The sequence below is a fragment of the Vibrio sp. ABG19 genome (assembly GCF_029962385.1).
GTDB lineage: Bacteria > Pseudomonadota > Gammaproteobacteria > Enterobacterales > Vibrionaceae > Vibrio > Vibrio ostreae.
In genome coordinates, this window is the sequence record NZ_CP071708.1 from 1,137,774 (window position 1) to 1,152,174 (window position 14,401).

The window sequence follows — 14,401 nt, forward strand, 5'->3', positions numbered from 1 at the left end:
CTTTACTCCGGCAGAAGACTCTCAAGTGCCCACAGACTAGACAGCTCTTCACGCTGGCGCACTAAATGGGTTTTATCGCCATCCACCATCACCTCAGCCGCTCGCGTACGGGTGTTGTAGTTAGACGACATCACAAAACCATACGCACCGGCAGAACGCACTGCCAGCAGGTCGCCCTGCTCAAGCACCAGCGCACGATCTTTACCCAGGAAGTCACCGGTTTCGCATACAGGACCCACCAGGTCATAGGTCAGCGCAGAGCCTTCCCGCGGTGCGACCGGCACGATATCCTGCCACGCCTGGTACAGCGCCGGACGCATCAGATCGTTCATGGCTGCATCGATGATAGCGAAGTTTTTGTGCTCAGTATGCTTAAGGAATTCCACGCGGGTCAGCAGAACACCGGCGTTGGCCGCAATCGCCCGACCCGGTTCAAAAATCAGTTCCAGATCCTGATGATTTTGCAGTCGTGCCAGCAGAGCTTTAGCGTATTCTGATGGCTGAGGTGGCAGTTCGTTACGATACACAACCCCGAGACCACCACCGACATCCAGGTGTTTAATGTGGATACCTTCCGCTTTCAGGCTGTCGATCAGCGCCAGCAGGCGATCCGTCGCATCAATAAACGGGTCGATTTCAGTCAGCTGTGAACCGATATGGCAATCAATACCGTGCACGCTGATGTTATCCATACCCTGAGCCAGACGGTACACGTCCGCAGCGCGATCAAACGTGATACCAAATTTGTTATCACGCAGACCGGTAGAGATATAAGGGTGAGTTTTGGCATCCACGTCCGGGTTAATACGCAGTGACACCGGCGCTTTCACGCCCAGTTCACCGGCAACCGCGTTAAGACGAACCAGCTCCGGCTCCGACTCAACATTAAAGCACTTAATGTTAAGCTCCAGCGCTCGCTTCATTTCTGCCGCGGTTTTACCCACGCCGGAAAAAACCACTTTGGCCGGATCACCACCTGCTGCGATTACGCGCTCCAGTTCACCGCCGGATACGATATCAAACCCTGAGCCAAGACGAGCCAGAGTGTTGAGCACCCCAAGGTTCGAGTTGGCTTTCACTGCGTAGCATACTAGATGGGGATGATCGCCGACCGACTTGTCAAAGGCGTGCCAGTGACGCTCCAGAGTCGCGCGAGAATACACATACAGAGGTGTACCGTAATTCTCAGCCAATTGAGACAGCGAAACGTTTTCCGCCCAAAGTTGGCCATCATCCTGATAATTGAAGTAATCCAAAATACTTTCCCTTAATCTAATTGTTTGAATTTACTGACTTTGTTCGCTCTTTTGAGCATCATCAGGCATGTACAGCGGGCCTGTTTGACCGCAGCCTGCCAGCGTCATAACGGACAACAAAAACAGTGCGGTGATGGACTTTTTCATTTTGCATATCGTGCTTATTGAATCAATGCCCCCTATAATCGCACCACAATCAGGAAAAGCAATAGGATAGACAGGATGAACGAGACTGAATTTCATCAACTGGTGGACAGCCAGATGCAAATCATTGAAGAAGCCATTGATGATTCCGGCGCGGACATCGACTACGAGACCAGTGGCAACGTGATGACACTGGAATTTGAAGACCGCAGCCAAATCATTATCAACCGTCAGGAACCGATGAAAGAAATCTGGCTGGCGTCCAAATCCGGTGGTTTTCATTTTCAGTGGCACGATGAACAGTGGATCTGCTCAAAAACCGGCAGCGAATTTTTCACCATGGTCAAACAGGAGTGTGAAAAACACGCCGGCGAAAGTATCGACTGGGAATGAAACGCAAAAGAGCACCTGAGGTGCTCTTTTTTATCGTCAATTTTCTGTACTGGGTTCAGACATTGACCGCTTTGGAAGGTCTGGAATAGACCGCCGAATCGTTACGATACGGCGCCACGTAACTTGCGCCCTCTTCCGGATGCACTATCTGATAATACTGCGGCAGGTTGAAATTAATCAGTTTCGCTGCCAGTTGGTTATCATCCCGCACTGAGGTATAGAAGCTGTTCACGCTGGCAATCATGTCATCTTTCTCACCGCTGAACTGGTGGTATATCTCCACCCGGTTGGTTTCATCCAGCACATAGATGTTGAAGCCTTTTTCAGTATCTTCAAAGAAGAACTGCACCAGCCCCTCACTGGCAAAACCGTCAACCACATCCGGCAGCTGATAATCTTGATCCCTGTCCAGCATCAGCAGCGGTGAGCCTTTCAGCTTATTGGTGGAAATACTGCGGTAGAAATCGACCGAGTTTTCCAGACGTTGCACCGACACGCCGCGCCGTTCGAAGAACAGACCGTACATCTGAGTACCGATACGCAGCGCTTTGAAGCGGCGGCGTTTTTCCTGCTCGACCGGTTTGAGGCGCAGATCGATACATTCCGCCAGTAACTGATAAACCAGATTGCGCATCACCCCACGCAGGTTTTTGCTGTAGCAGAACACGTCCACCGACTCCGGTGGCAAAGCATCCTGGTGCATTTTGCCGAGCACAGTTTTCAGGGCATCCAGCATCGCGGTCTCGCCTTTAAAATGCAGAGTACGCACTTCCTGCCACGAATTCCGGTAGACCAGATCAACACTGCCCACCAGGCACTGCTGCTCACAACCAAAACTGAAGATGTCAGCGTTCTTCAGATCCACTTTGAGCGACTTGCCGCTCAGCTCCACCGTCGGGTCATTCTCGAAATTAATGAACATCGCCAGCTGGCTGATTTCACACGGACTCGCCAGCGCTGCCATGGTCGGACGACGTTTGTGCAGCGAGAAAGTGTTACGCAAGTCACTCATCATCTGATAGAACTTGTCGATATCGAGATGAGCTTCACGCACCACAGAGTGCAAACGGGTCGACTCAGTGATCAGGCCGTTGAAAAACGCCCACGCGACCAACTTACTGAGATATTCATTGTGCTCCAGGTAGGGCTGACCGATGATTTGATGTGCCACCAGCGGCTGTTTATACAGATACCAGCCCGCCTTGTTCGTCCGGTCCGGGCAGACTTCGATAAAGGTCAGGTCGGGCTCATGTAAGTCCGGCGAAATCTGCGGATTGAGTAACGTGACTTTACCCGGCAACACCTCAAAGGCAGCATACAGCTTACGCGCCAGAATCGAGATGTCCTGCGGACTGATGGCCGAGGTAATATCATTGCGCCGTGCAAACTGAATCAGGTTACGGTAACTGACCATCAGCGCATCCAGCAGCGCGTGGTGCACCCCTTTGACCTGCTCCACTTTCCAGTTACGCCGATTGTCGAGCTCTTCGAGCGTCGCTTTATCCCAGTGCCAGTGCTGCACCATCTCGCTCAGCGCTTCTCGGCGCCAGGCTACCGAGCCGACACCCGGTTCACGGGATAGCTTTTCGTGGGTTTTAAGATAGAAACAGCGCCGCACCAAATCGAGACGGGCGTGATCACCAATCCGCTCCAGGTAACAGGTCACCTTGGCCAGCATCAGATAATAGGCATCCATACTGTACAGATCCGGCTCATGGGCGAAGAAGCGACGCTTGGTATCAATACTGAGCAGTTGGGTATGCGGGTACTCCCACGAATACGCCTCAAGCAGAGTGGCTTTCAGTACCGATTTATACGGCGAATCGATACTCTTATACAGCTGCCATAAATTGGCACCAAAGTACTCCTCGGCCGGAATCCGGTTAAGGCGACCAAAGTCGATCCATTCGCTGCAATCAATATAATCGTTGCTGCACAGCTGCTTAACGTATTCGTCGTAGCACTCTTCCATTTCCGGTGGCACAATTTGCCACAGCAGGCGTTTGCCGGCCAGACGTACCGCCGAACGGTAGAACTCATCCAGCAGCAGTAAGTGCTGGGACGAACCGCAGTTTTCGCCGGTCATCTCATCTGACTGGTTATGACGAAAGCGCTCTTCATCCATGATAAAGAAGTTGGCTTCCACGCCCTGACTTTTCGCCCAGTCAGTGATCAGTAAACATTTATTGCTCAGGCAGTCACGCGCGTCGCAATCCATGTCCGCCTCCACACACACCCAGATATCGAGATCGCTCGAGGTACTCTGACCGATCGATGAAGTACTGCCCATTGTATAGAGACCTAAAATCTCTGGCTGGGCGGCGCTGAGCAGCGGCTGGCCAAGGGTCAGTTCGGTATCGTCCACAAACTGTTGCTGAATGTCATTCAGAGAAAACTGGTGAATACCGTACGGAACCTGGTCAGCGTAATAGCCGGGGATCAGAGGATGGTTGTAGTGCAGCAGGGCCGGGATCAGATGAAAAACACGCTGACCTTGTAAATCCATAAGCGCCAGCGCCCGCTCAGTGCGTTGCCGGTTCAGCTTATCTAATCTCTGTAATAAGGTCTTGGTGTAAGCCTGCAAGGTCAGTTCCCTTGATTGAAACATAAATGCACAATTTGATTGTGTTTTGCGCAAAACAGCCAACAAAACGTGATCAATTTAACACTTTAATTTGTGTTGGTAAAGCATCTGCTCTGTGGTTAACACTAAAGTCGTATTAAACAAAATGCGCCAAATTCAGAGTCGGCATAGTGTCCACGCTAAGCAGTGCTTTGTAATAATAGCTCAGTTTATAAACGAGAGCCTAATCACACAATTTTGTACCGCTGTTACAGCGGCGCGCAGCAAATCCGCCGGGCGGTGATCTTGTAGTGAGAAATTTCTGTCCGAAATGGTAGGATGAGGCCATTGTTGACTGTTAAACGGGAATATCATGACCTCTACCACCCCAATCCGAATCGCGACGCGCCAGAGTCCACTCGCCCTGTGGCAAGCCCACTACGTCAAAGATGCACTGCAGGCGGCCCATCCCGGTCTGGAAGTGGAACTGGTCACCATGGTGACTCGCGGCGACATTATTCTGGATACCCCACTGGCCAAAGTCGGTGGTAAAGGGTTGTTCGTCAAAGAGCTGGAAGTGGCCATGCTCGAAGGACGCGCCGATCTCGCCGTGCACTCGATGAAAGATGTTCCGGTCGACTTCCCCGAAGGCCTCGGCCTGGTCACCATCTGTGAACGTGAAGACCCGCGTGATGCGTTCGTGTCAAACCAATACACATCACTCGATGAGCTGCCACAAGGCGCCGTGGTCGGTACCTGCAGCCTGCGCCGCCAGTGTCAGCTCAAAGAAGCGCGTCCGGATCTGGTGATCAAAGAGCTGCGCGGCAATGTCGGCACCCGCCTCGGCAAACTCGATGCCGGTGAATATGACGCCATTATTCTCGCCGCGGCCGGGCTGAAACGCCTCAAACTGGAACAGCGCATCCGCAGCCTGATAGAGCCGGAGCAATCATTGCCGGCGGTCGGCCAGGGCGCAGTCGGTATTGAATGCCGTCTCGATGATGAACGCCTGCGCAGACTGCTAACGCCGCTCAGTCACGCCGACACCACTGACCGTGTATTGTGTGAACGCGCCATGAATCTGACCCTGGAAGGCGGCTGTCAGGTGCCAATCGGCAGCTATGCTCTGCTTGACGGCGATGACCTGTGGCTGCGCGCCCTGGTCGGCGAACCGGATGGCTCACTGATTGTGCGCGGTGAAATCCGCGGTCCGCGTCAGGATGCAGAACGCCTTGGAGTCGAGCTTGCTAACCGGCTGCTGGACGACGGCGCACGCGATATTCTGACCAAGCTGTACGCCGAGCACGAGTAACGCGATGGCGGTTCTGGTGACACGCCCTGACACTCAGGGCAAGGAGCTGTGTCAGCAACTGGTAGCGCTCGGTATCCCTGCCCTGCACCAGCCCCTGATCGGGATCGAAGCCGGTGCCGATTTACCTCAACTGCCACAGGCCCTGCTGCACTGTGATTACGTGCTGGCTGTCAGCCAGCACGCGGTGTTACTGAGTCAGCAATTTCTCCACGCTCAGCAACTGAAATGGCCCGCCTCCCCCCGATACCTTGCCGTTGGTCAAAAAACTGCACAGCTTTTAAGCAAAGTCTGTGCGCAACCAGTACACTACCCGGACATCAGCGACAGCGAACATCTGCTCGCTCTGCCGGAATTGCATCATGTCCGAGGTCAACGGATCGAAATTCTGCGCGGCAACGGTGGCCGGGAATTGATTTACGACACTCTGTGTGCTCGTGGCGCCATGGTACGTTACCGTGAAGTGTATCAGCGTGTAGACTTGCCGTTCAGCGCGCCAACTAGCGTGGCTCGCTGGCAACAGGCGCAGGTTGACACGCTGGTCATCACCAGCAGTCATCAGCTGATGTTTTTTGTTTCGCAACTGACCGGGGCAGACCTGATCTGGGCCCTGAGTCTGAAATTACTGGTTCCCAGTGACCGAATCGCCCACGATGCCCAGCGCCTGGGATTCAGCCATGTCGTGACCACAGGAAGTGCGGCGAACCAAGATTTAGTGGCGGCTCTCCAGCCTTAACACACAGGACTCTTAGCAATGACAAGTAAAAAAGATAATCCACAGCAGGAACCTGAACAGTCATCCGTACCTGCTGCTGATTCCAGCATGCAAACCTCAGCCCATGACGCAAACGGCGCCAAGGCAGCCAACGCTGACGGCGAAACTGCCGCAGCGAAACCGGCAGACAGTGAGGCAAGCGTGACCGAGAAACAGGCCAAACGCGGCGTCAAACTGGGCACGATTGCGATTGTCCTGGCGATTCTGTTTGGTGGCGGCCTGACCCTGCACAGCCAGCAACAACAGGCGCAGTACCAGGCGCAAATTAAAGCGCTGCAAACCGAGCTGGCCCAGACCCGCGCCAGCATCGATCAAAAACTGGCCGATGCGAAGCAGCAAGCGGTCGAGCACGCCAATGAAGTCACTCACCGCGCCGAAGTGGTGCTGACCCAGCAGCAGAAAACCATCGAAAGCCTGCAGGTAGCCGTCGCCGACATGAAAGGCCGTCGTCCTAATGACTGGCTGCTGGCCGAAGCCGACTATCTGGTCAAACTGGCCGGGCGTAAACTGTTCCTCGAGCACGATGTGGAAAGCGCCACTCAGCTGATGGAAAGTGCCGACCAGCGTATCGCTGCCCTTAACGACCCGAGCCTGACGCCACTGCGTAAAGCAATGGCAAACGACATCACCAAGTTAAAGACCATTCCGCTGCTGGACCGTGACGGTCTGGTGCTGCGCCTGATCAGTCTGCAGCAGCAGGTTGACCATCTGCCGCTCGCCAACGCGATTCTGCCGCACGCGGCTGAACAACAGCCACCAACGGTCTCGCAAGACATCAACAACTGGCAGCAGAACCTGATGACATCGCTGAAAGATTTCGCCGATAACTTCATCACTTTCCGCACCCGCGATGGTAATGTGGTGCCCCTGCTGTCACCGGAGCAGCACTTTTACCTCAAAGAAAATCTGAAAGCCAAGCTGGAGACCGCCATCAAAGCGGTATACGCAGAAAACCAGGAGATGTACACCACCGCTCTGTCCACCGCCGCCCAGTGGTCCGGCTCATTCTTTAACCTTGATGACAGCCAGGTAACGGCGTTCAGTAGCACGCTTGAACAACTGGGCAAGCAGAAGGTCCAGGTCGAGTATCCGGTGAAACTGGAAACGCAGAAACAACTCAGTGACGTGATCAGTGAACGTCTGCGCCGCTCCATCAGCTCGATGACGACGGAGGAGAAATAATGGTCAGATTACTGTTTCTGTTCATTGTGCTCGGCGCTGGCCTGTTTGCCGGCACCCAGTATGCCGGTCAGCAGGGTTACGTGCTGATTTCAGTAGCCGAACACACGATTGAAATGAGCGTCACGACCCTGGTTATCTTAGTGATTGCTGCCCTGGCCGGTCTGTTTGCCCTGGAGTATGTGGTGAAGAAGCTGATTTACGCCAGCTCATCCACCTGGAACTGGTTCAGTGTGCGTAAGATGAAGCGTTCCCGTCGTTATACAAACGAAGCCATCATCAAGCTGCTGGAAGGCGACTGGAAGCAGGCAGAGAAGAAAGTCACCCGCTGGGCCAACCATCATGACATGCCGCTGCTGTGCTACCTGGTGGCATCGGAGGCCGCCAACGGTATGGGTGATCGCAGCAAACGCGACCACTATCTGGAGCTGGCCGCCCAACAGGACAATGCCACTCTGGCGGTCGAGCTGACCCGCGCCAAGCAACAGATCAGTGACGGTGAATTGCAGGCGGCACAAAGCACGCTGAGTGCGCTGCAACAACAATATCCGGATAATACGGTGCTGCTCAATCTGCTCAAGCAGACCTATCTGCAGCGCAAGGAGTGGCAAGCGCTGCTTGATCTGCTGCCGAAACTGGTCAAGACCAAGCATATCAGCCAGCAGGAAGCCGATGCGCTGACCACCACCGCTCAGCAGGGATTACTGGAAAGCATTGCCAGCCAGCAAGGCAGCGAAGGGCTGATCAGCCACTGGAACGGACTCAGCCGCAAACAACAGGCGGAGCCGCAACTGGTGCTGGCGTTTATTCAGCAGCTGATTAAACGTAAAGCCGACCATGAAGCCTTCACCCTGATTAAGGAAAACCTGCATAAGCACCGCTCAGCGGAGCTGTACAGCCTGCTGGCAGAACTCAACCTCGCGGACCGCCATCCGGCGATTGTGCTGCTACAGGAGGCCTTGCAGCGTGACGGTAACAATGCCGAAGCGCACAGCGCACTTGGCCAGCTCTATCTGCGTGAGCAACAGTGGCAACTGGCGCAGCAGCATCTGGAAACGGCGCTGTCACAACGCGCAAGTATTTCCGATTACGCTTATCTGGCCGATGCCCTGGAAAAACAGCATCTGACCAAAGCGGCGCATGAAGTGACGCGCAAGGCCTTGACGCTGCTTGAATCGGCCTGATTCGCCGCCAGGTGGCACCCCGCCTGCTGCGACAGTACAGACAAAAAAAACCAGCGTTGCTACGCTGGTTTTTTATCATGTTGCTGTTTTAGCGCGCCACACTTTGAGCGTGGTGAGAGATTAAATCACACGCGAGAACTGCTGCTGACGAGCGCGGCTGCGCAGGTATTTATCAAAGCACATACAGATATTGCGAATCAGTAAGCGGCCACGCGGTGTCACCTGAATAAAACGCTCATCAACACTGACCAGTCCATCATCAATAAAGCTTTGCAGCAGAGCCAGATCCTCACGGAAATAATCGCCAAAGCGCACCTTAAAGCCGCGCTCAATCGCCTGCTTATCGAGGCTGAAATTACAGATCAGCTGCTTAATTACTTCACGGCGCAGTAAGTCGTCACTATCCAGAGCCACCCCTTTCCACAGCGCATGACGCATGTCATTGACCTGCTCGTAGTATGTTTTCAGCTCTTTCTGGTTCTGAGCATAAGCATCGCCAATCATCGAAATTGCCGAGACGCCAAAACCAACCAGGTCACATTCGCCCTGCGTGGTATAACCCTGGAAATTACGGTGCAGTACACCGTTGCGCTGTGCAACCGCCAGTTCGTCATCCGGCAACGCAAAGTGGTCCATACCGATGAACTGATAACCGGCTTCGGTCAGCGTGTTGATGGTGTACTGCAGAATCGCCATCTTCTCTTCGGCGGGCGGCAAATCCGCGTCTTTAATCTTACGCTGCGCGGCAAACAGTTGTGGCATATGGGCGTAGTTGAAGACCGACAAACGGCCCGGCTGCATCGCCAGTACCTGCTGCAGTGTGGCACTGAAGCTGGCCAGGGTCTGCTTGGGCAAACCGTAAATCAAATCCAGATTAGTGGAACGGAACCCCAGCTGTTTGGCACGCGCAACCAGATCAACAATAAACTGCTCATCCTGCTCGCGGTTGACCAGTTTCTGCACTTCTTTATTGAAATCCTGCACCCCGATACTGACCCGGTTGAAGCCTTCCTCACGCAGATGGTCGAGGACATCCAGCTCAATTTCACGCGGGTCAATCTCAATACTGATTTCCGCATCCGCTGTAAAATCAAACTCTTCGCGCAGCAGAGTCATCAGCCGGCTGATCTGTTTTTTGCTCAGGAAAGTGGGCGTACCACCACCGAAATGAAGCTGAGTGACGTGACGGCCACCGAGCAGAGACGCACGCTGGAGGATTTCATGCTCAAGCACGTCCAGGTACTCATCCGCTTTATGCGCATGACGGGTAATGACCTTGTTACAGCCGCAGTAGTAACAGAGCTTGTGACAAAACGGAATATGGACATAGAGCGACAACGGGCGGTCCGGATACTGGGTACACGCCATGTCGTAGTCAGCAATAGTAAACGCTTCATGAAACTCTACCGCGGTCGGGTATGAGGTGTAGCGTGGCCCTGAATAGTTGTACTTGTCTAAACTGGCTTGATCCCAAACGATCTGCTGGCTGGGTACGACATACGACGACATAGTGTGACTCTTTCCATTTTCTGCTGTGACGAGCTATTTTGCCACACGACAGCAGAGTGCAGCGTGGCAAACGTAGAATTTGTGAACAAAATATTCGAAACTGCTAGCATGATCACTCACTCTTTCGAGTGAGTATCATTTATACCATCTGAATCGCGATTTGATTATTCAGCGGCTGAACACGTTTTTGCAGGGCCTTCAGCTCTTCAACAATGGCATCGTTGAGACGGGTTTCGGCTTTCTGGCGAATCAGGTTGTGCTGCATGCGCTCCTTCTTCACCATTTGCTGACGAGCTTCACCACGCGGCATATCTTTTACCGTATGGTACAGCTCGGCGATTGCCGGAAATTCGCGGTCGAAATCAACCCGGTTATCACCTTGGACATAATCCATAATGCAATACACCCGGATGCTGATTTCCGACAGATCACACTGGCCCTGAATCCCCGCCATACAGAGAATGTTGACGTTATCGAAAATATTCGCGTTGCGCTTTTCGATCGCCAGAGCCTGGTGCTGCTGCTGCAGCTCCTTTTGCTTTTTCAGTTGCAACAAAAGGTAACCCGCATAGGCCGCAAGGCCCAGAATAATCACAGCGCCAGCTATCGCTAGTAGGGTTACGTTCATGGTGCCACCTTAGTCTTTGTAATCATCCAGATCGAGATTTTCGAACTGCGACAGCAGATCGTCATCCGTTTTCGCCTTAGCTTTGGTTTTAGCTTTCGCGACCGGCTCAACTGGCTGTTCTTGTTCCAGCTCTTCGCTGTCGTCAAACAGACCGAGCTGCTTCATCAGGATTTCAATCCGATCCAGCTTCTGGTCCACGTATTTCTGCAGACCGGCCCCCAGCTTCTCGCCGTTATCGATCCGGTCCAGCAACACGTTCAGCTGCGCATCATTTTCCAGCATCGCCAGTTCCTGCTCAGCAGAGGCGCGACGCTCCTGCTTGTTCAGTTTCTTTGGCGCTTCGGCAATCAGCGGAATTTTTTTCTTGCTGCCCAGACGCGGATCGCTCTGCTGCGCTGCTTTACGCTGCGCTTCCTGCGAGCCCTCCGAGTGACGGCTGCCGGTTTTCAGACCTTTGCGCTTTTTGAGTTTTTTGCGCAGACGCCCTTCCAGCTCACCAGAAGTACGGTTATGTTTACGAGCAAAAACCAGATCGCCATTGATACCGGTTTTGCTGATTGATTCTTTTTGTCGAGTCATTACTGGGGTTTCCTCAGTAAAATTACATCATTGCCTATAAATTCAAGTTCGAGCTGATCCCGCTCTGCCAGAAATTCAAACGTGTGGCGGCTAAAAAAGATCACATGGGTCAGATCATTTTTATAGTGCCATGTCGCGAATGCGTCCACATTTTTGACCATCTTGGTCATCAGACCAATCCAGCCACCTGGCTTAACTAAATTTAACCATTGCTGCCAAACCTGGGCCGGATCGTGCAAATGCTCGATCACTTCAGTGGCAGTCATAAAATCATAGCTGGTCTCCAGCACCTGGCGCCCTGGATGATAAAACACATCATACAGCGCCACCTGATGGCCGGCTTCTTCCAGCATCAGGGACAACGTCGGTCCGGGACCACAACCAAAATCTAACCCCTTAGATTGAGGCGCCAGCCTGGCCAGTATCGGATCACAGACACGGGATAAAAAGCGACGATAACCAGCATCAGCCGGGTCATTTTCATGTAAATCGTAAAAGGCTTTTTCACGCACGGCGTCCAGGCGGTGCTCCGGATTGACAAACACCAGTTGACACAGCTGGCACTGCAGGTACGCACGGTGCTGGTCTTCATAGTAAGCGTGAGTGTCGTTACTGTGACATAAAGGGCATGGGTGCATACAGACATCCTTCAAACGGGGATGCGAAACATACCAGAAACTGGCTGTAGAGTGGAGAGTGATCGTACAAAATCGCGCCGATTTTGTAAAAAAAGCCAGCGCAAATAAAAAAAGCGGCAGGTTTCCCTGTCGCTTTCCAAATCGTCACCTGAAGTGACGAAATCGGGTCGCACCAGATGGTGCACCAAATGTCCGTTTGTTTTTCGGGCTTTCCGTGCCAAAAAGTGTGGTTTGTCATCATCCTGATGAGTTATGGCAATCCCTGATTACTTCCTGTATCCGGGCGCGTCCTGCGCCTGATTCCTTGTCACTGTCTTTACCTTAAGACCAGTTAACCATCCTTGTTGCGCTTCACTCCTGTAAAGCGTTTCCCTGTCCGTTTACCAGCATTCCTCGCCAGCTCCGTGGAGACCTGCCTGGTCTGAATTCCCTGTTCAGCGTCATGCCGATGACCCTACTTTACCCGCTTCGCACTCCGGCACAATGTGCGCCAGCGCAAACTTTGCTAACCTCACCCGACTCTAAAAATTATTATGTTTTAAATCAGACAATTAACCTAAAACCAATCCCGATAAAAATGACAACTATAGCCAATGTCTTACACACAGCATGGCAAACTCAGCCTATCCCGGCGTTCGTCTCAAACCGATCCGTCTTAAACGAAATAACCCCGCCAGGCGGGGTTATTTCAACAGCAATGCTCGAACAGGTGTAGGACAAAAAGGTTAGTGCAGGCCGCCGACATATTTGGACAGGGTTTCGATATCAGCATCGGTCAGTTTTTTCGCCACATCACGCATCATAGCGTTCATGTCGTTACCGCGCTGATCATCACGGAATTTTTGCAGCTGGGCTTTGACGTAGTCCGCATGCTGGCCCGAAATTTTCGGGAAACCGGACAGTTCGGTGCCGTTACCGCGCGGGCCGTGACAGGCAATACATGCCGTCAGTCCGCGGGACACATCACCGGCGGTATACAGCACCTTGCCCTTTGCTACCACGTCTTCCGGGGTGGAGTTCGGTGATATCGGCAACGACGCATAATAGGCAGCCAGATCGGCCATATCTTCTTCGCTCAATGGCATCGCCATCGCGCTCATCACCGGATCATAACGGCCTTGTGCACCACCGCTCGACATACCAAGCTTGAGATCTTTCAGCTGCTTCTCAATATACTTAGCGTGTTGACCGGCCAGTTTAGGGTAAGTGGTAATTTGACTGTTGCCATCTGCACCATGGCAGGCAACACACGTTTGGGATTTTGCTTTACCAGCTTCAATGCTGCCTTGGGCCCATGCAGAGCAGCTGGCTAAAAGACTTAAGATTAGCGCTAATTTCTTCATGACATTCCATTTATAATTATCAAGCTTCCAGTACCAGAAGGTACCACTCATGGTACAATAAGCGACCTTATGCCGAGCACGGTTATATTACACAATTTCACCAAAAAGTAATCAATCGACAACTCAAAGTCGAGATGGAGTTAACAGTGAGCGTAAAAATTCATTATCAAAACACGCATTTCATCACCAGTGCGCCAGACATTCGCCATCTTCCCGCTGATGAAGGTATCGAAATTGCGTTTGCAGGACGCTCAAACGCTGGAAAATCCAGCTCTCTCAATAAGTTAACTAACCAAAAAAACTTAGCGAAGACCAGTAAAACTCCCGGCCGTACTCAGCTGATCAACCTGTTTAAGGTGACCGAAGGCTGTCATATTGTCGATCTGCCTGGCTATGGATTTGCCCAGGTGCCGCTGGAAATGAAGAAAAAGTGGCAACAGTCACTGGGGGAATACCTGCAAAAGCGTACCTGCCTGAAAGGTCTGGTGGTGCTGATGGATATTCGCCATCCGATGAAAGATCTCGACCAGCAGCTGATTATCTGGGCAGTGGAATGCAACATTCCGGTCCAGGTACTGCTGACCAAAGCCGATAAACTGAAAAGCGGCGCGCGTAAAGCTCAGTTACTGAAAGTGCGTCAGGATGCGCTGGAGCTGGGCGGCGATGTTAAAGTGGATGCGTTTTCGTCCCACAATGGTATCGGTGTCGATGTATTACGTCACAAACTCGATAGCTGGTTTGCACCAATGCTGGCACAGCTGGCCGCCGAGGAAGCCGCAGCCGAGCAGTTGGATGATCCACAGCAGTAAACGCTAACCAACTGCAATTTACGCCCACTTATTATTTGATTGCCCTGCACACGCAGGGCTTTTTTCGCCCGTCAATCAGTGCGCGCCGTATT

The 14,401-nt window shown here is 52.7% G+C and carries 14 protein-coding genes; 6 read left to right on the forward strand and 8 right to left on the reverse strand.

The genetic code is table 11. From position 1 onward, the window contains the following. Positions 1-2 precede the first annotated feature (2 nt). A complete protein-coding gene (gene lysA / locus J0X00_RS11450; RefSeq protein ID WP_136487319.1) occupies positions 3-1,256 on the reverse strand; it encodes a diaminopimelate decarboxylase in 1,254 nt (417 codons plus the stop codon). Between the two features lie 30 nt (positions 1,257-1,286). Next, positions 1,287-1,499 (reverse strand): lipoprotein, encoded by a 213-nt coding sequence (locus J0X00_RS11455; protein ID WP_168797051.1) that lies wholly within the window; start codon positions 1,497-1,499, stop codon positions 1,287-1,289. On the opposite strand from J0X00_RS11455, the gene cyaY reads away from it, so the two are divergent. Continuing rightward, the gene (gene cyaY / locus J0X00_RS11460) at positions 1,479-1,793 is read left to right on the forward strand and encodes an iron donor protein CyaY (protein ID WP_136487317.1); all 315 of its coding nucleotides are present in this window, start codon (positions 1,479-1,481) and stop codon (positions 1,791-1,793) included. The two genes, J0X00_RS11455 and cyaY, sit on opposite strands and share 21 nt — an antisense overlap. Before the next feature lie 55 nt (positions 1,794-1,848). Here cyaY and J0X00_RS11465 read toward each other — a convergent pair whose 3' ends face one another. Then, positions 1,849-4,377 carry a class I adenylate cyclase gene (locus J0X00_RS11465; RefSeq protein WP_136487360.1) on the reverse strand — a complete coding sequence of 843 codons (2,529 nt, stop codon included), beginning with the start codon at positions 4,375-4,377 and terminating at the stop codon, positions 1,849-1,851. A gap of 352 nt (positions 4,378-4,729) precedes the next feature. On the opposite strand from J0X00_RS11465, the gene hemC reads away from it, so the two are divergent. Genes hemC through J0X00_RS11485 form a run of 4 tightly spaced genes read left to right on the forward strand, consistent with a single transcriptional unit; the run spans position 4,730 to position 8,803 of the window. After that, positions 4,730-5,668 carry a hydroxymethylbilane synthase gene (gene hemC / locus J0X00_RS11470; RefSeq protein WP_136487316.1) on the forward strand — a complete coding sequence of 313 codons (939 nt, stop codon included), beginning with the start codon at positions 4,730-4,732 and terminating at the stop codon, positions 5,666-5,668. Positions 5,669-5,672: 4 nt separating this feature from the next. Beyond that, on the forward strand, positions 5,673-6,401 hold the full coding sequence (locus J0X00_RS11475; protein WP_282478075.1) for a uroporphyrinogen-III synthase: 729 nt from the start codon (positions 5,673-5,675) through the stop codon (positions 6,399-6,401). An 18-nt stretch (positions 6,402-6,419) separates the two neighbouring features. Further along, the gene (locus tag J0X00_RS11480; RefSeq protein WP_282478076.1) at positions 6,420-7,622 is read left to right on the forward strand and encodes a uroporphyrinogen-III C-methyltransferase; all 1,203 of its coding nucleotides are present in this window, start codon (positions 6,420-6,422) and stop codon (positions 7,620-7,622) included. Next, positions 7,622-8,803 carry a heme biosynthesis HemY N-terminal domain-containing protein gene (locus J0X00_RS11485; RefSeq protein ID WP_136487313.1) on the forward strand — a complete coding sequence of 394 codons (1,182 nt, stop codon included), beginning with the start codon at positions 7,622-7,624 and terminating at the stop codon, positions 8,801-8,803. Before J0X00_RS11480 ends, J0X00_RS11485 begins: the two co-directional genes overlap by 1 nt. A 120-nt stretch (positions 8,804-8,923) precedes the next feature. Here the strand turns inward: J0X00_RS11485 and hemN are convergent, their stop codons facing one another. From hemN to J0X00_RS11510, 5 genes are all read right to left on the reverse strand, one after another. Beyond that, positions 8,924-10,312, reverse strand: a complete 1,389-nt coding sequence (hemN, locus tag J0X00_RS11490) for an oxygen-independent coproporphyrinogen III oxidase (protein WP_218562594.1) — start codon at positions 10,310-10,312, stop codon at positions 8,924-8,926. 139 nt (positions 10,313-10,451) lie between these two features. Then, positions 10,452-10,940, reverse strand: a complete 489-nt coding sequence (locus J0X00_RS11495) for a DUF2489 domain-containing protein (RefSeq protein WP_282478077.1) — start codon at positions 10,938-10,940, stop codon at positions 10,452-10,454. A 9-nt stretch (positions 10,941-10,949) separates the two neighbouring features. Then, positions 10,950-11,519 (reverse strand): Der GTPase-activating protein YihI, encoded by a 570-nt coding sequence (gene yihI / locus J0X00_RS11500; protein ID WP_136487310.1) that lies wholly within the window; start codon positions 11,517-11,519, stop codon positions 10,950-10,952. Then, entirely contained in the window at positions 11,519-12,157 is a 639-nt protein-coding gene (locus J0X00_RS11505; protein ID WP_136487309.1) for a class I SAM-dependent methyltransferase, read from the reverse strand. The genes yihI and J0X00_RS11505 overlap by 1 nt, the downstream gene beginning before the upstream one ends. 725 nt (positions 12,158-12,882) lie before the next feature. Then, complete coding sequence (locus tag J0X00_RS11510) at positions 12,883-13,500, reverse strand: c-type cytochrome (protein ID WP_136487308.1); 618 nt, start codon at positions 13,498-13,500, stop codon at positions 12,883-12,885. A 146-nt stretch (positions 13,501-13,646) separates the two neighbouring features. On the opposite strand from J0X00_RS11510, the gene yihA reads away from it, so the two are divergent. After that, positions 13,647-14,309 (forward strand): ribosome biogenesis GTP-binding protein YihA/YsxC, encoded by a 663-nt coding sequence (gene yihA / locus J0X00_RS11515; RefSeq protein WP_282478078.1) that lies wholly within the window; start codon positions 13,647-13,649, stop codon positions 14,307-14,309. Positions 14,310-14,401 lie beyond the last annotated feature (92 nt).